This window comes from Vagococcus vulneris (assembly GCF_003950515.1).
GTDB classification, from domain to species: Bacteria; Bacillota; Bacilli; order Lactobacillales; family Vagococcaceae; genus Vagococcus; species Vagococcus vulneris.
Map to the genome: position 1 here is coordinate 19,367 of NZ_NGJS01000010.1, position 22,888 is coordinate 42,254.

Sequence of the window (22,888 nt, forward strand, 5' to 3'; positions counted from 1 at the left end):
ATAAGGGAGGTTGTTAAGTATGAGGGAGTTTTTTATTAATATTAGACGGTCTATTTATTTTTTAAGTCAAACCAAATCGTATTTTAAGAATGTCATTTTAATGCACTTATTTATAATTTTCTGTGTTACCCCAATACTAACACAGACGACACTTTTTATCTTGCAACGGGGAAGTATCCCATATCTATCATTTGATAATGCAACGGACATTTTAATTCATCATCCTGTTGTTTTTTTAGGATTAATCAGCATATTAATTCTATTAGTAGTTGCTGTTTTTTTTGAGTTTGCCTTTCTTTTGCAGAGTCTTTATTTTATTCAAATACGTAAACCTGTATCGTTAAAACTATTGCTAAAAGGAACATTTATTCAATTAAAGAAAATGCGTGGGACAGCTTTTTTATTTTTCTTTTTATATTTATTTTTAGTTCTACCTATTAGTGGTATTCGTTTTAACACAGAATTGTTAACAAATTTTCAAATACCGATGTTTATCATTGATTTTATTTTTGAGAATCGAATATTGGTCATTGGTTTAGCGATAATTGGTTATTTGTTATTGCTTTATCTAGCTATTCGTTTAATTTTTGTTTTACCAGAAATGATTTTGAATGATTTTCATTTGCGTGAGGCAGTCAAGCGCAGTTGGTTAGAGACGAAGAAAAGTTTTATGAAAATCCTACTTCAGTTTGTAATAGTCATGTTAAGTGTGTCGCTTGCTGCAGGTTTAGCCTATAGTCTAACTATTTTAGGTCAAATTTATATGGAAAATCATTTTAAATCTTATTCATTGACAAGTGCCACGTTCTTATTGACAGTTTTACAATTTATTTGGTTACTACAAACTGTTTTAACTAGTGCAGGTATCTTTTTTGTCACACTAGATTATATGGAACGAGAAAAATTCTTGCCGTCACCTCCATCGTGGTATGAATCAGCAGCTGATAAAACAATTAAATTTAAAAAAATAAAATTTAGTGTATTTGTTCTATCATGTTTAAGTATTTTTTTTGTGACCAATTTAGGTAATCGTGAATTTTTAAAATATCCTGATCAGATAACGCCTAAGACAGTATCTCATCGAGGTGTTGATAATCGTAATGAGGTACAGAATTCTATCGAATCTTTAAAACTAACGCATCAGACGTCACATCCAGATTATGTAGAAATGGATATCCAAGAAACCAAAGATCATCAATTTGTTGTGTATCATGATTTTAGTTTAAAAAATTTAGTTGGTCTTAAGAAAAAGCCATATGAGTTGAATCTGGATGATTTAATAAAATTAAAAGTGAAAGAGTATGATAAGACAGCTAACATTGTGTCGTTTGATGATTATTTAGCAGAAGCAGATCAACTTAATCAAAAATTATTAATTGAATTTAAGACGACAAAGAATGACAGCCCAGATATGATTGATAATTTCTATAAAAGATACAGTGAAAATATTTTGAAAAATAAACATATTTTTCATAGTCTTGATTATAATACAGTGGAAAAGTTAAAAAAATTAGATTCTCGGTTTTTTGTTGGTTATGTTATGCCTTTTAGTGTAGTCGGACCGCCTAAGGGTGATATGGATTTTTATTCGATTGAATACACAACATTAAGTTCAAATTTTGTAGACAATGCGCATAATAATGATAAAAAAGTTTATGTTTGGACACCTAATGATTCAGAAACAATGTCTCGCATGATGTTTTATGGTGTAGATGGTATTATCACTGACCGGATGTCATTATTGAACAAAATAATTAAGAAGGATGAACAAAGATACTCTGATAAAATGTTATATTTCTTAATAGGGATTGGTTAATTGTTTTATCTCCTTAATTATAAAATTTTTTGAATATGTGAAAGTCTTCTTTACATTCATAACAAATGCCGATAGAATGTGAGTGTAAGGGGATAAAAAAATTAAGGAGAGTTCTTATGAAATCTAAGTCACCAATGTTTGAAAAAATCGATGCTACAATAGCGAAAAAGATTGAGCTTCTTGACAATCATTATGCTCGTTATGCCACAAGGGCTGTATTGGCGTGTTTATTTTTATCTTTGGGAACCGCCATTGCGTTCTCTGTAGCAACATATGGTGAAGCAATTGTACCAAATCTAGGTAAATTCTTATTCTCATTTATGTTCAGTTGGTCACTAGTTATGATTCTATACATGAATGCTGAGTTAGGAACGTCAAATATGTTATATGCGACGTCAGGTGTTTACCGAAAAGAAATTTCGGCTACCAAAGGTATGAAATTATTATTCACTTGTGTATTTTTCAATTTAGTAGGTGGAGTTTTCTTTGCTTATCTGATATCGTTAACCGGTCCATTTCAGAATTTACCAGCTGACAATTACATGTTCACTGGGGTTGCGGCAAAATTAGCAAAACCAAGCTTACAGATTTTTGTTGAAGGTATTTTCGCCAATGTTGTTGTTAACACAGCTGTTCTAGTTAGTTTACGCATGCGAGATGATGCAGGTAAAGTTTTAGCCATTATTTTTATTATTTCAATTTTTGCATTTCTCGGTTATGAACACGTTATCGCTAACTTTACGGCATTTCCGTTAGCATACTTTGCTTCACACGGAACTGTTGAGGGCATGGAATTTTTAAATGTCAGTCGCAATATTATTTTTGCATTTTTAGGAAATTATGTAGGCGGAGGTTTACTAATCGGATTAGTTTATTCTTGGTTAGACCGTCAAAACACAGGGTATGTTGATTAAATATAAAAGTAAAGTTCACTAAAATTAATTAGTGGACTTTTTTATATGCATTAAAACTAAATAAAAAGGATGAACTAAAAACAATGAACACAACGATTATTTTTGACGTAGATGATACACTGTATAACTTGATGAGCCCCTTTGAGGCAGCGATAAAAGAAATGTATCCTGATCAAATAGCTGACGAAGACATGGAGGAATTATTTCATGCATTTAGATTTCACAGTGATGATTTGTTTCCGCTAGTTGAAACAAAGGAGCTGCAGCTTGAAAAAATGCGAGAATTACGTTTAATTAAATCGTTGAAGCAATTCGATGTTGAAACTACCTCTCAAGCAGCGCTGAAATTTCAAGAAATTTATGAAAAAAATCAAAGCCAGATTGTACTTGATAAAGAAATGCATAAAACACTAAGATGGTTAAGGGATAACCAGGTTGATATGGCAGTATTGACGAATGGACCAACAGTGCACCAATATAAAAAAATAAACCAGTTGGGAGTTAAGAATTATATTCCGAGCGAGCGGTTATTTGTGTCACAAGAAGTTGGTGTTTCTAAGCCTCATGTTGGTGTATTTAAACATATTGAGCATACGTTGGGATTACCGAATACTGATAAAATATATTATATTGGTGATTCATATGAAAATGATATTGTTGGCAGTCAGTGTGCTGGTTGGAAAAGTATCTGGTTGAATAAGTATAATAAAGATATGTCAGCCCAATATTATCAACCTGACTATACCTTGCATCGAGATGATTCATTATTAGAATTGCTAAAAAAAATTTTAGTAAGGAATTAATTTATTTATTTTTAGTATATTTACAGTGAGTATATCTAATGATTATTTTTAATAATAACTGCTGTTTTAAGGATTAAAACATAAAAAATAAGCAGCCACTTGTGGCTGCTTATTTTTTATTTAGTCCATTGTTTAACTTTATCTTGATTATCTTTGATCCAATCTTTTGCTGCATCATTAGGAGCTTTTCCGCTGTTGATGTCTAGCATAACTTTTTCCATATCATCAGTTGTCCAATTGAATTTTTTCAAGATGTTGTAGGCTTTTTCATGATCATCTTTAAAACCTTTTCGAGTTACAGTATTTATTGATTCTTCGCCACCCATTGTTTTTTTAGGATCTTCTAAATATTTTAAATCATATTTAGCAAACATCCAATGTGGCGACCAACCTGTAATGACAATTGGTTCTTTCTTCTTAATAGCTTGGCCTAAAGCAACGGTCATTGCTCCAGATGAAGATGACTCGACAGACCATCCGTTAAGATTACCATAATCTTTAACTGTTTTATCAGCTGCCTCCATTACTCCAGCACCAGGTTCGATACCGGTAATTTTTTTGTCAGCTTGATTGGTTAAATCTTCGATACTATTGACATCCATATAAGAAGGAACTACTAAACCAAGTTTTGCTCCTTTAAGATTTGGCCCTAATAGGTCAACTTTATTTTTATATTCATCATAAAGTGCTTTATGAGTCCCTGGTAGCCAAGCACCAACCATTGCATCTGACTCTCCATTGGCTAATGATTTCCAAACAATCGCGTTGTCTAAGGGAGTGATATTAACATCTAGTCCTTGTTCTTTCAGTACTTCTGCAATGACATTAGTTGAAGCTACTTCAGTGTCCCATTCAACATATGATATATTAATAGTGTTTTTTTGTTTTTGATTTGCCTTAATGGCACTTACAGCACCTAAACTTACTATGGCAAGTGCTACAATACCACCGATGATACGTCTTTTTTTCTTTTGTTCCGGCGATAGTACTTTCTTTTGAGATAGATTCTTAGGTCGGTTAATTTTCTGTGTGAAACGATCAATGATAATTGCTAGAATAACTAGCGCTACACCGTTTACGAAACCATTACCGACTTGTGCTTTTTGAAGTGCAGAAAGCACACCACGTCCTAAACCGGGCGCTCCAATCATTGAAGCAATTACCACCATTGAAAGAGAAAGCATCGTTGTTTGATTAATACCTGCTAAAATAGTACCTTTTGCTAATGGTAATTCAAGTTTAAATAATTTTTGCCAACCAGTTCCACCAAATGAATCCGAAGCTTCAACTAATTCTGTTGGTACTTGTCGAATACCTAAATTGGTGAAGCGGACGGTAGGTGGTAAAGCAAATATTACTGATGCGAAGACCCCAGGAACCATACCAATACCGAAGAATGCAACAGCTGGAATTAAGTAAACAAAACCAGGCATTGTTTGCATAAAGTCAAGTATAGGGGTAATTATTTTCTCAGCCTTATTGCTCTTAGCCATTAAAATCCCAAGTGGTACACCGATAATAATGGAAACTAAACTTGAAATCACGACTAATGTTAAAGTACTCATTAGTTCAGACCATAATCCTTGATTATAAATAAAGAGTAAACCAATAAGTGAGAAGATGGATAAACCAAACTTTTTGTTTGAGAGTACGTAAGCACCAATGACAACAATTGCGATAAAAATTAACGGCGGAATTAAATTTAATAAATTTGTTACGCCATCCATGACGCCTTGACCGAAAGTCTGGAAGAATGAGAATAGTCCAGCAAACGTTTGAGTCAACCAATCAGTAAGACTTTCAACCCAATCAGCAATTGGTAATTTGTTCATCAATAATAAGTTATTCATTAATTGTCACCTCTTTGTTACTAGATAATTCTTCTGATTCAGTTTCACCAGAAGTCGCTAAAGCTTCAATAACGGCACCACGGATGATGACTCCTAAAATACGATTATTATCAACTACAGCAAGAGGAGTAGGTGAATCGTAAATTATATTAAAAATGTCGCTAACTAACATATCTTTAGGAACTGTTTTAATATCTGTTTCCAGTACATCTGTTAATTTTAGTTTTTCTTTACGAGCCCGCACAGCATCATCGGCTGTTATTAGACCACAGAAATGCCGTTTTTTATCAACAGCCATCAGCATACTCACTTCTTCGTTTCGCATTTTAGCGAGCGCTACGGCAGGACCATCAACATCAATATTTGTAGTAAGAGCTGGTACCATAATATTTTGGGCAGTAAGAACTTTAGATCTGTCCACATCTTCAACGAATTCACGAACATAATCATTTGCAGGATTAGTTAGAATTTCTTCACCTGTACCAATTTGCATTATTTGTCCATCTTTCATCAAGGCAATACGATCACCGATTCTTAGTGCTTCATTTAAATCATGAGTAATAAATAGTATTGTCTTTTGAACAGATGATTGTAAATCTAATAATTCATCTTGCATTTCTCGACGAATTAATGGATCGAGAGCTGAGAAAGCTTCATCCATGAGTAAAATTTCTGGATCATTAGCCAAGGCTCTTGCTAATCCGACACGTTGTTGCATACCTCCTGATAGTTGTTCAGGATATTGGTCTTTAAATGAAATAAGACTAGAATTTTCTAATGCTTTTTCAGCCCGTTTTGTCCGTTCTTTTTTTGGTACACCTCTAACCTCAAGTCCGAATTCGGTATTCTCTAGAATAGTTCGATGTGGGAACAATCCAAAATTTTGAAAGACCATGCTCATTTTGTGCCGACGAACTTCTAATAAGTCCTCTTTATTCATCTTTGATATATCTTCACCATCAATAAAAATATTTCCTGATGTGGGTTCAATTAAGCGATTAATTAGTCGAATCAATGTAGACTTTCCACTACCGGAAAGCCCCATAATGACGAATATTTCACCCTCATTAACATCAAAATTGACATCATAAACACCAACTGTAGCTCCCGTTTTTTTTAGTATTTCAGTTTTTGATTTTTTTTCTTTAACCATTTCAAGGGCAGCGTGATTTTTCTTACCAAAGATTTTAGTTAAATTTTTGACTGATATTTTTGTCATATTTAAAAAATTCCTTTCTATGAATTTTATTTTAAATTTTTGAGTCCTTTTTAAGTGACCACCTAATTTTAACACTGTATGGTCACTTGTGTCAAAAAAATAACAGTCAAAAACAAGCAAAATGCTGTTTACTGTTGTTTTTATTTATAAAAAAAGTTTGTTATTCTTTGTTTTGTGTATTCGTCACCAACAAAGTAGAGAGTATCATTTGGACGAATCATAGCATACGGGCCTGGAGATATTATGAGATTATTCTCATGTTTTATCGCAATAACAGTCGCGGCGGTCGCCTGCCATAGATGAAGGTCACTTAAACTTTTATTCAAGTGATTTGATGTATGGTCAATGATTAATTCATAAGGTAATAATAGATCATGAATATGGTCACTTTGAGTTTGGTTTACAAGTTCATCAATTGCGTCATTTAATAAGGATAGTTCTTCTTTCTGTTTATCAATACGCTGTTGAATATTTTGTTTGATCTCTTTTATCGCTTGAACATTTGAATACTTTTTTAGAAACTCACCAGCTTTTAGTTGAGAAGATACGAAAACACCGCTACCATGTTTTACTGAAACAATATCAAGATCGACGAGAACATTGATAGCTTTTCTCGCAGTTTCTGGGGACACTTTAAAAGCATTAGCTAAGGTTGAGCGAGAATGCAGCTTTTCACCGACATGGTATTGTCCACTCTCGATACGTTTTGCGATACCAATTGCAACTTGCTGATACTTTGGTAAAGTATCTTTAGTTTTTTGAGCCATTTTAAAAACCTCCTATTGAACATCTTTATAGATTATCTTACAAGATACGTAATTAATATGCAAAATAAAATTAAGTAATTAGAAGATTATAACGCTTGCAACCAATCAAATAATCTATATAATATGAATAAGAATAAAAAATTGGAGGTTTTCGATGGAAACAGAATATCAGCGTATGATTAATGAAAAGCTTTATTTTGCAAGTAAAATAGAACAAGAAAAAAAGTCTGCCCCTAGTCAAAATTTGACACAAGAAATAAATAAAACAAAATATACAGAACCTGAAAAAATAATTTCCTTATTAAAACAGTTATTCGGAAAAACAGGAGAAAATATTTATGTTAGCCCACCACTTTATGTAGATTATGGATTTAATACTTATATCGGTGAGAATTTTTATGCAAATTCAGATTGTGTTTTTTTAGATGTCGCAGAGATTCATATTGGAAAAAATGTCATGTTGGGTCCAAAAGTGAGTTTGTTGACACCTGGGCATCCGATTGATGCTGGTGTGAGAAATCGAGGACTTGAATTTGGAAAAAAAATAACGATTGGTGATAATGTGTGGATAGGTGGTTGTACAGTGGTTAATCCTGGCGTAACAATTGGAAATAATTCAATCATTGGTTCAGGGTCGGTAGTGACTAAAGATATTCCAGATAATGTGATTGCGGCAGGGAATCCAGCTAGAGTACTCCGTGAAATCACAATTGAAGATAAAGAGTATTGGGAAAGTGAAGAAAAGAATTACTATGAAGAGATAAAAAAAAACCGTTGACAATTGTAGACCTAAACGATATAATAAAAGTGAGTTTAGGTCTTATTTTTTTGCTAACGACGTTTACATTTGTAGATTTAAAGATTTAAGAAAAGGGAATGATTAATTATGGAAAATGTGTCCAATTCAGAGTGGGAAATAATGCGTGTTGTATGGACAAAAAGTGAAACAACAAGCAGTGAAATAATTGACATACTTGGAGATAGGCTGGATTGGCAGCCTTCAACAGTAAAGACACTTTTAGCACGCTTGGTTGATAAAGGTCTTTTAGTCACTAAACGTGATGGGAAAAGATTTAAATATTCTGCATCTGCTAGTGAAGATGACATTTTTAATACCGAATTAAGAATGCTGATGTCTAAGATTTGTAATACAAAAGTACACAGTGTTATGACGACATTGATTGACGAATACGATTTGAGTCAGTCAGATATCGATTCACTAATTAAAAAATTAAATGATAAAAGAAAAAATGCACCGGAAAAAATAACTTGTCACTGCATACCGGGACAATGTAAATGCTGATTATTAATAACAATTGGAGGAATTCAAAATGACTAATCAAAAACAATTTCATGTGGATGGGATGAATTGCGCATCCTGTGCCCAAAGAGTAGAAAAAACAGTGCAAAAATTGCCGGGAATCAATATGGCATCGGTCAATTTAGCGACTGAGACATTAACAGTAAAAATAGATAACAGTAAATTGTCGGACAACGACTTAAGTTTGGCAGTTTCACAAGCAGGTTATTCACTTGTTTTGCCATTGGTTGAAAGTACTTTTAAAATAGATGGAATGACTTGTGCATCGTGTGCGCAAACAATTGAAAAATCAGTTAGTAAATTAGCAGGTGTTTCAAAAGTTGCTGTTAATTTAGCAACAGAAAAGATGGTAGTAGAGTTTGACAAGTCCGTCGTGTCAAGCCAAGAAATAAAACAGGCCGTTAAAGATGTCGGCTATCAAGCATTAAGCGAGAAAGATACTGCAGTTTCAATTGATAAAGAAAATGAGAAAAAGCAAAAAGAAATTAAATCAATGTGGCGTAGATTTTGGATTTCTGCAGTATTTGCAGTTCCTCTATTGTATATCGCGATGGGACATATGATTGGTTTGCCGTTGCCGGAAGTTTTGAATCCAACGATGCACAGTTTGACTTTTTCAATAACACAATTAGTATTGACAATTCCTGTAATAATAGTTGGACGAAATTTTTTTATTGGAGGATTTAAAGCATTATTTAATGGTCATCCTAACATGGATTCATTAGTTGCTTTAGGAACTAGTGCTGCTTTTCTGTATAGTTTATATGGAACCATCTTGGTAGTTCAGGGTCAAACTGATTTTGCTATGAACCTGTATTATGAATCTGCAGCAGTTATTTTAACATTGATTACTTTAGGCAAATATTTTGAAGCAATTTCAAAAGGAAAAACTTCAGAAGCTATCAAACAATTGATAGGTTTAGCTCCGAAAACGGCTAGAGTCTTTAAAGATGGCCAAGAAGTTGAAACACCGATTGACGATGTAATGGTAGGTGACATTATTTCAGTTAAACCTGGTGAAAGAATCCCTGTTGACGGTGAAATTATAAAAGGATTTAGTTCGATTGATGAAGCAATGATTACTGGTGAAAGTATTCCAGTTGAAAAAAAAGTCGGTGACAATGTGGTTGGCGCCAGTGTTAATCAAACCGGGACCTTTCAATTTAAAGCTACAAAAGTTGGTAAAGATACAACATTGTCACAAATTATCAAGTTAGTCGAAGAGGCTCAAGGATCAAAGGCGCCGATAGCTCAGCTTGCTGATAAAGTTTCAGGTGTCTTTGTACCGATTGTAATTATTTTAGCTCTTTTATCTGGCTTGGCTTGGTTCTTTTTAGGTCAAGAGTCATGGATTTTTGCTTTGACGATTACAATTTCTGTTTTGGTTATTGCCTGTCCATGTGCATTAGGTTTAGCGACGCCAACGGCAATCATGGTAGGGACAGGTAAAGGTGCTGAGAATGGTGTTTTAATTAAAAGCGGAGCTGCTTTGGAAACAACGCATAAAGTAACATCGATTGTATTTGATAAAACAGGAACGATTACGGCAGGAAAACCGAAAGTTACCGATATTTTAACACTTAGTGAGTTTTCCAAAGATGAGTTGTTGAGAATAGCCGCTTCATCCGAAAAAGGTTCAGAACATCCTTTAGGTATGGCTATCGTTGAAGAAGCAGAGCAGAAAGCTATCGAATTATTAGAAATAGAATCGTTTAACGCGATTCCAGGTCACGGAATTCAAACAATAATCAAAAATCAAGTGTATTATTTGGGAAATAAAAAATTAATGAATGATAAAAAAATAAAAGTTGAATCATTTGAGAATGATGCCAATCAATTGGCAAGCAATGGAAAAACCCCGATGTATATCGCTGATGATAAACAATTACTTGGTATAATAGCTGTTGCGGATACGATTAAATCCAGTAGTTACGCAGCTATTAAAGAGCTGCAAAAGATGAATTTAGAAGTTATTATGATTACTGGCGACAACGCAAGAACAGCTGATGCAATAGCGAAACAAGTTGGTATTGATCGTGTTTTAAGTGATGTGTTACCCGAAGATAAAGCAAATATGGTGAAAAAATTACAAGAAGAAAATAAAAAAGTAGCTATGGTTGGCGATGGAATTAATGACGCACCTGCCTTAGCTCAAGCTGATGTGGGTATTGCTATTGGTTCTGGAACGGATGTTGCTGTTGAATCTGCAGACATTGTGTTGATGAGAAGTGATTTAATGGATGTTCCAACAGCCATTCAGTTAAGTCATGCGACAATTAAAAATATTAAAGAAAATTTATTTTGGGCATTTGCCTATAATATTTTGGGAATCCCGGTTGCGATGGGGATACTTTATTTGTTTGGTGGACCACTTTTAAATCCGATGGTAGCTGGTGCAGCGATGAGCTTTAGCTCGGTTTCTGTATTGCTGAATGCCTTACGACTTAAAAGATTTAAACCTAAAGAATAAACAGAGACAAAATAAGATGATAACGCGTATAAAAACGTTATCATCTTATTTTTTTTAACTAGATTATTTGATCGGTTCATGATATTATTTTACATATACGTTTTTATAGTATGTGTTCATGTGAAAACAATCTCAAACTTTATATGAAGGGGTTTAAGTTATGGTAGACACAGTAGCGGATTTTATGAATAATGATGTAACGACACTCTTTGTTACAGATAGACATGGGAATATCTTATTAGCAAATGAATTTACAGCAATGACATTAGGTATTCCTCTGGGAGAGTTATTGAATTCAAATGTGTATGATCTTGTTAATGAGAAATTATATGACGGATCAGCGACGATTAAGACATTGAAAACCCAGGAACCTTCAAGTGTTGACTTGAAAACTAGAGTAGGTTATCAAATAAAATCAAAATCTTCTCCTATCTTCTTTCCAGATGGAACTTTACATTTGGTTGTAACTAAATCAGATCCGATTGATGAAGCGGAAGTTAAGAGATGGTTAAGAGATGTTGAAAAAATTCCTAGAGATCATGTAGAAAAATCAGACCAAAACCAGAACATTGATGACTGCGGTGGCATTGTTGCCGAAAGCTTTGAATTAAAGAAAATTTTACGTGTCTGTAAACAAGTGTCTCAATATAATAGTCGAATCTTAATTTTAGGTGAATCAGGTGTTGGAAAAGAAGTAATTGCTAATTATATCCATAGACATAGCACGGTAGCAGATAAACCATTTATTGCGATTAATTGTGCAGCAATACCTGAAAATCTATTCGAATCAGAATTCTTTGGTCATGAGAAGGGTACTTTTACTGGTGCAGAAGAAAATAAAATGGGTCTAATTGAAGCTGCAAGTGGAGGGACTTTATTTTTAGATGAAATATCTGAAATGCCGCTAAATCTTCAGACAAAACTTTTGCGAGTACTTGAAACATCAACAATTAGAAGAGTGGGAAGTTTAAAAGAAATTCCTGTTTCGTTTAGATTGATTTCAGCTTGTAATCAAAATTTATTTGAACAAGTTGAAGAAAAAAGGTTTAGAAGAGATTTATATTATCGTATCAATGCTATTCCAATAACTATTCCGCCTTTACGCGAGCGCAGACAAGATATATTGGCTTTAGCAAATCATTTTTTAGATAAATATAATAATTTGTATCAAAAAAATATTATACTAACACCTAAAAATTTAAATTACTTGATTACAAATGAATGGTTGGGAAATGTCAGAGAGTTGAAGAACTATATTGAGTATACGGTGGTTACCTCAGACATAGAAATTGATGACGAACAAAATGATAAAAAATTAGACAATAAATTAAATTTAGAGTCTTCCTTACAAGAATTAGCTAAAAACTGTGATTATAAAACATTTTTACAATTTGTAGAAAAAGTATACTTTAAACAAAAACTAACTGATGTAGAGTGGAATATCAGCCAGGCTGCGAGTAATTGTCATGTTAGCAGACCACTAATCTATAAAAAAATTGAAGAGTTAAAATTGTAAATAAAGTATACATTATAATAAAGCAAAGAGATAGTTTGTCATTGAGCATGACAAATTATCTCTTTTTAATTTATAAAACGCCTTTTTATAGGGTTTTTAAAAGTTGGCATGTTACTTGCTTATATTTATTCGAGATAGCATGTTATTGTTATCACAATAATTAACTAGTTAAAATTTTAAATTACTTAGAGGAGGTATTTTTTACTTGTAGTAATAATAGAAAGGTAGGTAATTAAATGTGAAAGTCATAACAAGAGAAGAAGCAGCAATGCTCATAAGAGATAATGATACCATTGCAGCAAGTGGATTTGAGCTTGCATGTGCTAATGAAGAATTAGCAATCGGTATAGAAAAAAGGTTTTTAGCAACAGGTTCTCCAAAAAATTTGACAGTTGTTCATTCAAGTTGTTGGGGAGATAGAAAAGATAAAGGAATGTCTCATTTATCCTATCCAGGATTGCTAAAACGTTGGATTGGTGGAATTGTCAAGGCGTCATCACCAAAGCTATCAGATATGATTCAAAACAACCAATGTGAAGCATATAATTTTCCGCAAGGAGTACTGGCTCAACTGTATCGAGAAATTTCAGCTAAGCGCCCAGGACTTATAACTAAAGTTGGAACTGGGACCTATGTTGATCCGCGAGTGGAAGGCGGTAAGATGAATGAGGTAACAACGGAAGATATTATTGAAGTGATTAATTTAAATAATGAAGAATGGATGTATTACCCATCTTTCCCTATTCAAGTTGGCATGATTAGAGGTACGTATGCTGATGAAAATGGTAACTTAACTTTATCTAAAGAAGGCTTACATATGGAAGTCTTGCCGATAGCTCAAGCAGCCCATAATAGCGGTGGCATCGTTATTGCTCAAGTGGAACGAGTTGTAAAAAATGGTACTTTAGATCCTAGAGATGTACATGTCCCTGGTATTATTGTTGACTACGTGATTGAGTCGGAACCGGAAAATCATTTTCAAACTGGTACTACACAATATGAGCCGGCATTTAGCGGCGAAATTAAGATTCCTATTGATAGTATTCCTAAGTTGCCACTTGACAACCGAAAAATTATTGCGCGTAGAGCGGCTATGGAATTGGAAGAAGGGACTGTCTTAAATCTAGGTGTTGGAATTCCAGTAAATGTATCAACAGTAGCAGCTGAAGAGGGCGTAAGTGATAGAATCATATTAACAACAGAATCAGGTGCAATCGGTGGCGTACCTGCTGGACTAAAAGATTTTGGACATGCATACAACAGTGAAATGATTATTGATCATCAAGCACAATTTGATTTTTACGATGGCGGAGGACTTGATTTATCTGTTCTTGGATTAGCTCAGGTTGATAAACATGGTAATGTCAATGTTAGTAAATTAGGTAATCAAGTGATTGGTTGTGGTGGATTTATTAATATTTCTCAAACAGCCAAAAAATTAGTATTTACAGGTACTTTTACAGCAGGTGGGTTAGAAACAAAAATTGAAGATGGTCAATTGATTATTTTAAATGAAGGACGCAACAAAAAATTTGTTAACCAAGTAAATCAAATAACTTTTAATGGAGAATTTTCATCTAAACAAAATCAGGAAGTTATTTTTGTTACTGAACGTGCTGTCTTTAAATTAATTTCTGGTGAATTAGTGCTAATTGAAATTGCACCAGGTATTGATTTACAAAAAGATATCCTAGATTTGATGGAATTTGAAGTTAAAATAAGTGAATCATTGAAAAAAATGTCACTAGGTTTATTCCGAGAAAATTGGGATGAACTCGCTGAGTTAATGAGGTGAGGGGATGGCGAAAAATATAAATGGTAAAGAAATCAATCGTTGGGTAGTGCTATTCGCATCAGTTGGTATTATTGTTTGTCAAGGTGGAATTTATGCTTTTAGTGTTTTCGCCTCACCAATTGCAAAAGCACATGGTTGGCAAGTATCAGATGTCATGTTTGCTTTTACACTTGCTATTGCGTTATCACCATTCCCAATGTTGCTTGGCGGAATAATCTCAGATAAAGGAAAATCAAGGGAATTAATTTTCTTCAGCTCAATGTTATTAGCGATTGCCTTTGTTTTAACTGGTTTTTCAACTGCTAAATGGATGCTTTATCTAAATTATGGTATTTTAGGCGGTTTTGGGTTGAATTTAGGATATATCGCGTGTATCAATAATTCAATCCGTTTTTTCCCTGATAAAAAAGGATTAGCGTCGGGGACGGTTATTACAGGTATCGGTTTAGGAACCATGATTTTTGCACCATTTTCAGCATGGTTGATTGGTAAATTTGACATTAAAATGACGTTTGTTATTCTCGGCATTATTTATGCAGTTATTTCAGTTATCTGCAGTCTTTTAATTCAGAATGCACCAATTGAAAGAAAAGAAGCAGAAGAAATATCAACCTCCAAAAATGGTTATGTTAAGAATTTAAATTGGAAACAAATTCTTAAGAAGCCGATGTTTTATATAATTGTTCTGATTTATGGAGCAGGTGGATTTTCTGGATTGATGATTTCATCAAATGCAGCGGATATTGGTGAGAGTATGTTCCAGTTAACGCCGATTATTGCGGCAACATTCGTCAGTGTTTATGCTTTTTGTAATTGTATTGGACGAGTAATTTGGGGCGGTTTATCAGACAAATTAACACGATCAATTACTATGATGATTATCTTTGTTTTTATTGGTATCTCAGCATTATCCTTTATTTTCGTTCATTCTGTTGTAGGATTTGCAATCGGAATGATAGGTTTTGGTTTATGTGAGGGTGGTGTCAATGCGTTAATGCCGCCGTTAACAATGGATAGTTTTGGTGATAAATATCAAGGTGTAAATTATTCGTTCGTATTTGCAGGATATTCAATAGCGGCTATGATAGCCCCAAAATTATCAGCATCAATTGCTGAGAAAAATGGTGGAGATTTTACCCAAGCGTTTATTGTCGGACTTGCGATGGCAATTTTCGGATTTATTCTAACAGTTTGTTATAAAAAATTATTATCAAATCAATTAAAGAATTAATGAAAGGAACTTTATCATGAAAAAAGACATTACAAAAATTTTAGGAATTAAGTATCCAATTTTTCAAGGAGCAATGGCTCAAATCTCAAAATATCAATTAGCAGCAGCTGTATCAAATGCAGGGGGACTTGGGATTATTGCGTCGGGAGGTATGAGTGAAGAACAATTACGTGAAGAAGTAAAAAACTGTAAAAAAATGACCGATAAGCCCTTTGCAGTTAACTTGATGCTGATGGCACCTAATATTCCGGATATGATAAAAGTAGTTGTAGAAGAAGGCGTAAAAGTTGTCACAACAGGTGCAGGAACACCTAAAAAATATATGGATACTTTCAATGAAGCAGGTATTAAAGTTATTCCGGTTGTACCAAGTGCAAAAATCGCAAAAAAAATGGAAGATATCGGTGCTGTAGCAGTTGTAGCAGAAGGGTCAGAGGCCGGTGGTCATATTGGAGAACTATCAACAATGGTTCTTTTACCTCAAGTTGTTGCTGCAGTTGATATTCCAGTTATCGCAGCCGGCGGTATAGCTTTAGGCAGTTCCATAGCAGCGGTTTATGCATTAGGTGCTGGTGGTGTTCAGGTTGGTACAGCATTTATGCTGGCTGAAGAATGTCCAATACCACAAAACGTGAAAGAGTTTGTAGCAAGCACAGAAGAAATGGATACTGTGGTTACGGGTAGAAACGGTGGAGCTCCTGTACGTAGCATTCGCAATAAGATGATTGAACAGTACATTAAGTGGGAGAGAGAAAATGTTCCACGCGAGCAGCTTGAAGAATTAACAATGGGGTCAGCAAGAAAAGCAGCTGCAGGAGATATTGAAAATGGTTCTGTGATGGCTGGACAGGCATCAGGTTTAGTAAGCGAAATAAAACCAGCAAAAGAAATAATTGAAACAATGTTTAACGATGCAAGAGAAACAATAAAAAATTTAAAGGTTAACTTTTAGGAGGAAAATAAAATGAAAAAAGCTCAAGATATTAAAACAGTTGTATTAACAGGTGATGATTTAACATTAAACGAACTAGTTGCTATTGCAAGATATGATGCTGTTGTTGAAATTAGCGATAAAGCAGTTGAAGAAGTAAATCGTGCAAGAAAAATTGTTGATGATATTGTCGACAATGAAATTGTTACATATGGTATTAATACAGGATTTGGTTCATTATGTAATGTTTCGATTTCAAAAGAAGATTCAATTCAATTACAAGAAAATTTAATCAGAACACACGCCTCTGGTTATGGAGATCCTTTCTCAACAGATATTGTTCGCGCTATCATGGCTATTCGCGCTAACTCATTAACAAAAGGTTATTCAGGTATTCGTTTATGTGTTATTGAAAAATTGGTTGAAATGTTAAATAAACATGTGTCACCAATCATTCCAGAAAAAGGCTCTTTAGGGGCATCAGGAGATTTAGCTCCCTTATCACATATGGTATTGCCAATATTAGGTTTAGGTGAAGCAGAATATGAAGGCGTTAGAATGTCTGGTAAAGATGCAATGGCTAAAGCAGGTGTCGAAACGATGTCATTGGCTTCAAAAGAAGGGTTGGCTTTAATTAATGGTACACAAGCATTAACTGCAACCGGCAGTCTAGCTTTATATGATGCAATGAGATTGTTAAAAGTTAGTGATATTGCTGGAGCATTATCTCTAGAAGCTCAAAACGGTATAATTGATGCGTTTGATGAAGAGTTACATGTTATTAGAAATCATCGTGGACAAGTTCAAACGGCTAGTAATATCAGAGCTCTTGTCGAAGGTAGTACATTTGTTACAAAACAAGGTGAATTACGTGTTCAAGATGCTTATTCATTAAGATGTATGCCTCAGATTCATGGTGCAAGTAAAGATACAATTAATTTTGTCAGTGAAAAAGTAGCTATTGAAATGAATTCAGTAACTGATAATCCAATTATTACTAGAGATAAACGTGCAATTTCTGGAGGAAATTTTCACGGACAACCTATGGCACTTCCGTTTGATTTCTTAGGAATTGGTACAGCAGAAATTGCTAATGTATCAGAAAGACGTTTGGAAAGATTAGTTAATGTGGAACACAGTAAATTAAGTTCATTCTTAGTCGCTAAAAGTGGATTAAACTCTGGTTTTATGATTACACAATATGCTGCTGCAGCATTAGTATCAGAAAATAAAATTTTAGCGCACCCAGCGTCTGTGGATTCTATTCCATCTTGTGAAAATCAAGAAGATTTAGTAAGTATGGGAACTATTGCTGCGCGTAAAGCTAAAGAGATTGGAAAAAATACATCTCGTGTTGTAGCAACTGAAATTTTAGCAGCATGTCAAGCAATTGATATGAGAGCAGAGAAACAACCAGATCACAAGCTAGGAAAAGGAACTAAAGCAGCTTATGATGTCGTAAGAAAATATTGTAAATTTATTGATGAAGATAAAAATATCGAAATGTACAAAGAACTTGAAACAATTACTGATCTAATTATGAGTGATGAGTTCGTTGATGCAGTAGAAAATGCTGTGACAATCAATATTTAATCAAATAAAATATCTGCAGGGATGATAATCGATGCATGCCTGCAGTTTTTTTATAATCTATTTATTAAAAATTAGAGTATTTAGTGTTAGAATACATCGATTATATTCTTACGATGTATAATCATTTAGTGAAAGTATGTAAAAAGAGGTGAACTATGTCAGTTTTAAAAAACTATAAGAGTTCTTTTTTTCTACTTATTGGAATAATAGTTGGTGCTGTCCTAGGGATTATGACTCCTGATTTTGCTAAACAGTTAGAGCCGATTGGTCGCTTATTTTTAAATTTTATTTTTGTATTGATTATTCCTTTGGTCTTTACAAGTATGGTGTTAGCGATTGTCAGCAACCAAAGTATGGAGCGTGTTAAACGAATTTTGGTTTGGACATTAATTGTTTTTGTTGCAACCATTTTAATTGCAACAGCAACAATGTATATCGCAAATCAATTTTATAATCCTTTTGATGGACTGGATGTTTCCAAATTAAAGTCGGGGACTGAAGCTGTTAAACAGAATCATGCAACCGAGTCACTTGGAAATGTATTGGTGGATACCGTCAGTGTCAGTAATTTTTTGGATCTTTTTGATAAAAGTCATTTATTGGCATTAATTATTTTTGCTTTGTTTTTTGGTGTCGGTATTTCACTAACAGGCGATAAAGCACAGCCCTTAGTAACTATCATTGAGGCGTTAAATGAGGTTATATTGAAATTAATCTCATTAGTCATGCTTGTAGCACCAGTTGGTTTAGGAGCTTACTTTGCTTTTACTTTAAGCAATCTTGGTAATCAAGTTTTGGGCGGTTATCTTAAATCTCTTATTATGTATATACTAATCGCATTTTTCTATGTGATTGTTATTACATCGATTTATGCGTTTTTCGGAGGTGGTTATCAAGGGTTTGTATCATATTGGCGCAATAGTTTGCCAGCTGCATTACAGGCTTTAGGTACTAGTTCTAGTGCAGCATGTATTCCGACAAATATTTTAGCACTAAAAAAAATTGGTGTGCCGGAAGACGTGAGAGAAACAGTCATTTCATTGGGAGCTAATGTCCATAAAGATGGTTCAGCGATGACAGGTGTTCTTGAAGTTGTTTTACTCTTTAGTATGTTTGGTCGAGAATTGAACTCACTTGAAGCAGCAATGGGTATTATTGCTGGTGGGTTTTTAGTCGGTGTTGTTATGGGTGCGGTACCTAGCGGAGGATTCACAGCGGAAGTTTTGTTGATATCACTATTTGGCTTACCAATTGAAGCGATACCAATGATGGCTGTTATTTCAACCATTACAGATATGTTCGCAACGACTGTTAACTCACTGAGCAACATTACATGTGGTATGATGGTCACAAGATTTATTGAAGGCCGAGATTGGTTAAAATCTTAATTTAAAAGAAGTATTACTTATTTATATTGAGTAGTGCTTCTTTTTTATAATTATTACAAATAATTATTTGCTAATGAAATTTACATCAATAAGCTATAAATTCCGTATTTTTGCAGATAACTTGTATTTTTGTGAGATAATAGCCATTACTATATTTATTTAGAATTAAAATAGTGTTAAAATAAATTATATGAATAATAATTATTATAAATAGATGACTAAAATGAAAGATATCTAATAGGAGGTTCGGAAATGAAAGTAAGCATTTTTTCTAGTTGTGTAGTAGATTTAATGTTCCCAAATGTCGGAATTGCAATGGTTGAAGTATTAGAAAGGTTAGGCTTCGAAACGACATTGCCAGAAAAACAAATCTGTTGCGGTCAGCCGACTTTTAATAGCGGTTATGAAGAAAAAAGCTATGCAACTTTTAGAAATCAAATTGATGCATTTGAAGACTCAGATTATGTTGTTGGTGGTGCGGGATCATGTGTTGCGATGCTTCGCGAATACCCTGATTTACTTAAAGATAAAGATCCGATTTATTATGAAAAAGCAGTTAAACTTGCTGAAAAGACTTATGAATTTAGTCAATTTATTTATAGAGTGGTTGGATTAACGGATGTTGGTGCACATTTAGACGGTAAGGCTACGTATCATCGTTCTTGTCATATGACAAGATTACTAGGTGAACGAGAAGCTCCGTTTATTTTATTAGATCATGTGGAAGGGTTAGAGATGATTCCATTACCTCACATTAATAATTGTTGTGGATTCGGTGGGACTTTTTCAGTTAAAATGCCGGAAATATCTGAAGAAATGGTTACTGAAAAAATGAATGACGTTATTGATACTGGGGCTGAAATTTTAATTAGTGCTGATATGGGTTGTTTAATGAATATCGGTGGTAAATTTAATCGAGATGGACACCCGATTAAGATTATGCACATTGCTGAAGTATTGAATAGTAATGTGGATGAGACAAAAATTAATAGGCAAGCTATTGCAGCAACGGAGGAAAAATAGATGGGATTATCAACAAGCACGAAACCTTTCAAAGAGCGCATTGAAGAAAGCAAAAAAGATAAATTTATGCAACAAGCTGTAGCAAAAGCACAAGACACACAATGGGTGAAGCGTGAAGATACGAGAGATGCTTTAGGAAACTGGCAAGAGTGGCGTGAACTGGGTGAACAAATACGCCAGCATTCAATTAATTATCTTCCAGACTATCTTGAGCAATTTAGCGATAATGTAGCAAAAAATGGAGGTCATGTTTTCTTTGCGCAAACAGCGGAAGAAGCGCAGAATTATGTGAAGCAGCTGGTTATTGAAAAACAAGCAAAAAAAATTGTGAAGTCTAAATCTATGGTTACGACAGAAGTTGATATTGATCCAATGCTTTTAGGTTTGGATGATGTCAATGTCATGGAAACTGATTTAGCAGAGTTTATTTTACAAATGGATAATTGGGACGAACCTTCTCATATTGTTTTTCCAGCGATTCATAAAAATCGTGAACAAATTAGACAGGTTTTTGAAAAAAAATTAGGTTATAAGGGTGATAATGATCCTAAAAACCTAGCAAAGTGTGCTCGTGAAGTAATGCGTAAATTCTTTTTGGATGCAGATATGGGGATAACGGGTTGTAATTTTGCAATTGCTGATAGTGGTATGATTAACCTTGATACTAATGAAGGTAATGCTGATTTAACAATAAGTATACCTAAAACGCAAGTAGTACTAATGGGGATGGAACGCATTGTTCCATCAATGAAAGAAGCTGAAGTTTTAGATAATTTATTAGCGCGAAGCGCTGTAGGTCAAGTATTAACAACCTATTGTACATTTGCTGGTCGAAAAAATAGTGATGAATCTGATGGACCAGATGATTTTCATGTCGTTATTTTAGACAATGGACGTTCGAAAGCTTTAGGGACGGTTTTTCAACCGGTTCTTCAATGTATTCGTTGTGGTTCTTGCTTAAATGTTTGTCCAGTTTATCGTCATATTGGCGGTGAAGGTTATGGATCAATCTATCCAGGACCAATTGGTGCAGTATTGTCACCCATTTTAGGTGGGTATAAGCAATATAAAGAGTTGCCATATGCCTCAAGTCTTTGCGGGGCTTGTACTGAAACTTGTCCTGTTAAAATTCCTTTACATAACTTGCTGATAGAGCATAGAAAAGTAATGACGGATGATTTAAAAATGCAGCATGGTTTTGAAGATGTTCAAATGAAAGTTGTCGGGAAAGGTACAGCTTCACCTAGATTATTCAAAATGGCGCTTCATATGGCACATGGTGGAATGGGTCCTTTAAGTAAGAAAAAGGGTATTAAAGTTCAAAATATGTATCGATATGGCGGATATATTGATAAAGGACCAGGATTAGTAAAAGGATGGACTGATGTACGTGACTTACCACGTCCACCTAAATATTCTGACAGCTTTAGAGAATGGTTCAAAGAACATAAGGAAGGTGATAAATAATGGTAAATTCAAAAATTCAAAATCGTGAGGCGTTTCTTGAGAATCTCTATGATAAATTAGGAACTACTCCGCAATCGGTTGAGGAACATCCTTTTCAGCCGATGAATAACCTTCCATTTGAAACACTGTCGGATAAAACACCTGATGAATTATTGGATATTTGTAAAGACCGTGCGGATCAGATTGGCGTGCAAATATTTGAGACTACTAAAGGACAGTTATCAGAAGTAATTAATGCTATCGTTGATGAATGTGGTGGTGGTCCAATCATGTTGCCATCAATAGATAATTTTGATGATTCTATTTTTGATTTATTTAAAGAACGTTATGATGATGACATAAACTATTGGCAAAAAGGACCGGAGTTTAGAGAAACTAATATTTCAACTGCTCAGAATTCAAATTTATCAATTGCTTTTGCGGAATTTCTTTTAGCTGAATCATGCTCTGTAGTTGTTGAGACTTCAGCAGAGCAAGGTAGAACGCTGCACTTTTTACCAAATTATTATATTTCATTAATCCCGAAAAGCAAACTTGTTCCACGAACGACTCAAGCAGCTGCGTACTATGATAAAAAGATATTAGCTGGAGAAAAAGTTGGATCTGCTATTCATTTTATTTCGGGACCATCCAATTCTGGAGATATTGAAATGCAATTAGTCGTTGGATTACACGGTCCGGTAAAAGTATTTTATGTAGTTATTGAAGATATGTAAATGTGACAATAGATGTCGGCAGTCAATGCTGACATTTTTTATGATAAAAAAAACCTACTGATAAAATC

The 22,888-nt window shown here is 34.1% G+C and carries 18 protein-coding genes; 15 read left to right on the forward strand and 3 right to left on the reverse strand.

Features of this window, described 5'->3' with window-relative positions; genetic code table 11:
* Positions 1 to 19: 19 nt before the first annotated feature.
* From CBF37_RS07745 to CBF37_RS07755, 3 genes are all read left to right on the forward strand, one after another.
* Positions 20 to 1,816: a glycerophosphoryl diester phosphodiesterase membrane domain-containing protein gene (locus tag CBF37_RS07745; protein WP_125984175.1), complete on the forward strand. Its 1,797-nt coding sequence runs from the start codon at positions 20 to 22 to the stop codon at positions 1,814 to 1,816.
* A gap of 116 nt (positions 1,817 to 1,932) precedes the next feature.
* Positions 1,933 to 2,730, forward strand: coding sequence for a formate/nitrite transporter family protein (locus tag CBF37_RS07750; RefSeq protein WP_125984176.1), 798 nt, complete (start codon positions 1,933 to 1,935; stop codon positions 2,728 to 2,730).
* 83 nt (positions 2,731 to 2,813) lie between these two features.
* Positions 2,814 to 3,533 carry an HAD family hydrolase gene (locus CBF37_RS07755; protein WP_125984177.1) on the forward strand — a complete coding sequence of 240 codons (720 nt, stop codon included), beginning with the start codon at positions 2,814 to 2,816 and terminating at the stop codon, positions 3,531 to 3,533.
* A gap of 116 nt (positions 3,534 to 3,649) precedes the next feature.
* On the opposite strand, the gene CBF37_RS07760 is transcribed toward CBF37_RS07755, so the two are convergent.
* The 3 genes from CBF37_RS07760 to CBF37_RS07770 form a co-directional block, all read right to left on the reverse strand.
* Positions 3,650 to 5,383, reverse strand: a complete 1,734-nt coding sequence (locus CBF37_RS07760; RefSeq protein ID WP_125984178.1) for an ABC transporter permease/substrate binding protein — start codon at positions 5,381 to 5,383, stop codon at positions 3,650 to 3,652.
* Complete coding sequence (locus CBF37_RS07765) at positions 5,376 to 6,602, reverse strand: quaternary amine ABC transporter ATP-binding protein (RefSeq protein ID WP_125984179.1); 1,227 nt, start codon at positions 6,600 to 6,602, stop codon at positions 5,376 to 5,378. The genes CBF37_RS07760 and CBF37_RS07765 overlap by 8 nt, the downstream gene beginning before the upstream one ends.
* A gap of 140 nt (positions 6,603 to 6,742) precedes the next feature.
* Positions 6,743 to 7,369, reverse strand: coding sequence for a GntR family transcriptional regulator (locus tag CBF37_RS07770; RefSeq protein WP_125984180.1), 627 nt, complete (start codon positions 7,367 to 7,369; stop codon positions 6,743 to 6,745).
* Positions 7,370 to 7,523: 154 nt separating this feature from the next.
* On the opposite strand from CBF37_RS07770, the gene CBF37_RS07775 reads away from it, so the two are divergent.
* From CBF37_RS07775 to CBF37_RS07830, 12 genes are all read left to right on the forward strand, one after another.
* Positions 7,524 to 8,147 carry a sugar O-acetyltransferase gene (locus CBF37_RS07775; protein WP_125984181.1) on the forward strand — a complete coding sequence of 208 codons (624 nt, stop codon included), beginning with the start codon at positions 7,524 to 7,526 and terminating at the stop codon, positions 8,145 to 8,147.
* Positions 8,148 to 8,255: 108 nt separating this feature from the next.
* Positions 8,256 to 8,672 (forward strand): CopY/TcrY family copper transport repressor, encoded by a 417-nt coding sequence (locus tag CBF37_RS07780; RefSeq protein WP_125984182.1) that lies wholly within the window; start codon positions 8,256 to 8,258, stop codon positions 8,670 to 8,672.
* A gap of 28 nt (positions 8,673 to 8,700) precedes the next feature.
* Entirely contained in the window at positions 8,701 to 11,160 is a 2,460-nt protein-coding gene (locus CBF37_RS07785; RefSeq protein WP_125984183.1) for a heavy metal translocating P-type ATPase, read from the forward strand.
* 160 nt (positions 11,161 to 11,320) lie between these two features.
* Positions 11,321 to 12,676 carry a sigma-54 interaction domain-containing protein gene (locus CBF37_RS07790; RefSeq protein WP_125984184.1) on the forward strand — a complete coding sequence of 452 codons (1,356 nt, stop codon included), beginning with the start codon at positions 11,321 to 11,323 and terminating at the stop codon, positions 12,674 to 12,676.
* Positions 12,677 to 12,914: 238 nt separating this feature from the next.
* Positions 12,915 to 14,471, forward strand: a complete 1,557-nt coding sequence (locus CBF37_RS07795) for an acyl CoA:acetate/3-ketoacid CoA transferase (RefSeq protein ID WP_125984185.1) — start codon at positions 12,915 to 12,917, stop codon at positions 14,469 to 14,471.
* A gap of 4 nt (positions 14,472 to 14,475) precedes the next feature.
* On the forward strand, positions 14,476 to 15,702 hold the full coding sequence (locus tag CBF37_RS07800) for an L-lactate MFS transporter (protein WP_125984186.1): 1,227 nt from the start codon (positions 14,476 to 14,478) through the stop codon (positions 15,700 to 15,702).
* Between the two features lie 16 nt (positions 15,703 to 15,718).
* On the forward strand, positions 15,719 to 16,654 hold the full coding sequence (locus CBF37_RS07805) for a nitronate monooxygenase (protein ID WP_125984187.1): 936 nt from the start codon (positions 15,719 to 15,721) through the stop codon (positions 16,652 to 16,654).
* 12 nt (positions 16,655 to 16,666) lie between these two features.
* Positions 16,667 to 18,226, forward strand: coding sequence for a histidine ammonia-lyase (gene hutH / locus CBF37_RS07810; RefSeq protein ID WP_125984188.1), 1,560 nt, complete (start codon positions 16,667 to 16,669; stop codon positions 18,224 to 18,226).
* 155 nt (positions 18,227 to 18,381) lie between these two features.
* Positions 18,382 to 19,614, forward strand: coding sequence for a dicarboxylate/amino acid:cation symporter (locus CBF37_RS07815; RefSeq protein WP_125984189.1), 1,233 nt, complete (start codon positions 18,382 to 18,384; stop codon positions 19,612 to 19,614).
* Positions 19,615 to 19,866: 252 nt separating this feature from the next.
* Positions 19,867 to 20,637, forward strand: coding sequence for a (Fe-S)-binding protein (locus CBF37_RS07820; RefSeq protein WP_125984190.1), 771 nt, complete (start codon positions 19,867 to 19,869; stop codon positions 20,635 to 20,637).
* Positions 20,638 to 22,104, forward strand: a complete 1,467-nt coding sequence (locus CBF37_RS07825; protein WP_125984191.1) for a LutB/LldF family L-lactate oxidation iron-sulfur protein — start codon at positions 20,638 to 20,640, stop codon at positions 22,102 to 22,104.
* Positions 22,104 to 22,820: a LutC/YkgG family protein gene (locus tag CBF37_RS07830; protein ID WP_125984192.1), complete on the forward strand. Its 717-nt coding sequence runs from the start codon at positions 22,104 to 22,106 to the stop codon at positions 22,818 to 22,820. Before CBF37_RS07825 ends, CBF37_RS07830 begins: the two co-directional genes overlap by 1 nt.
* Positions 22,821 to 22,888: the final 68 nt, after the last annotated feature.

Bases quoted from the DNA above. Each gene is read 5' to 3' on its own strand.
- CBF37_RS07745 (WP_125984175.1), top strand. From the start codon at position 20: ATGAGGGAGTTTTTTATTAATATTAGACGGTCTATTTATTTTTTAAGT.
- CBF37_RS07750 (WP_125984176.1), top strand. From the start codon at position 1,933: ATGAAATCTAAGTCACCAATGTTTGAAAAAATCGATGCTACAATAGCG.
- CBF37_RS07755 (WP_125984177.1), top strand. From the start codon at position 2,814: ATGAACACAACGATTATTTTTGACGTAGATGATACACTGTATAACTTG.
- CBF37_RS07760 (WP_125984178.1), bottom strand. From the start codon at position 5,383: ATGAATAACTTATTATTGATGAACAAATTACCAATTGCTGATTGGGTT.
- CBF37_RS07765 (WP_125984179.1), bottom strand. From the start codon at position 6,602: ATGACAAAAATATCAGTCAAAAATTTAACTAAAATCTTTGGTAAGAAA.
- CBF37_RS07770 (WP_125984180.1), bottom strand. From the start codon at position 7,369: ATGGCTCAAAAAACTAAAGATACTTTACCAAAGTATCAGCAAGTTGCA.
- CBF37_RS07775 (WP_125984181.1), top strand. From the start codon at position 7,524: ATGGAAACAGAATATCAGCGTATGATTAATGAAAAGCTTTATTTTGCA.
- CBF37_RS07780 (WP_125984182.1), top strand. From the start codon at position 8,256: ATGGAAAATGTGTCCAATTCAGAGTGGGAAATAATGCGTGTTGTATGG.
- CBF37_RS07785 (WP_125984183.1), top strand. From the start codon at position 8,701: ATGACTAATCAAAAACAATTTCATGTGGATGGGATGAATTGCGCATCC.
- CBF37_RS07790 (WP_125984184.1), top strand. From the start codon at position 11,321: ATGGTAGACACAGTAGCGGATTTTATGAATAATGATGTAACGACACTC.
- CBF37_RS07800 (WP_125984186.1), top strand. From the start codon at position 14,476: ATGGCGAAAAATATAAATGGTAAAGAAATCAATCGTTGGGTAGTGCTA.
- CBF37_RS07805 (WP_125984187.1), top strand. From the start codon at position 15,719: ATGAAAAAAGACATTACAAAAATTTTAGGAATTAAGTATCCAATTTTT.
- hutH (WP_125984188.1), top strand. From the start codon at position 16,667: ATGAAAAAAGCTCAAGATATTAAAACAGTTGTATTAACAGGTGATGAT.
- CBF37_RS07815 (WP_125984189.1), top strand. From the start codon at position 18,382: ATGTCAGTTTTAAAAAACTATAAGAGTTCTTTTTTTCTACTTATTGGA.
- CBF37_RS07820 (WP_125984190.1), top strand. From the start codon at position 19,867: ATGAAAGTAAGCATTTTTTCTAGTTGTGTAGTAGATTTAATGTTCCCA.
- CBF37_RS07825 (WP_125984191.1), top strand. From the start codon at position 20,638: ATGGGATTATCAACAAGCACGAAACCTTTCAAAGAGCGCATTGAAGAA.
- CBF37_RS07830 (WP_125984192.1), top strand. From the start codon at position 22,104: ATGGTAAATTCAAAAATTCAAAATCGTGAGGCGTTTCTTGAGAATCTC.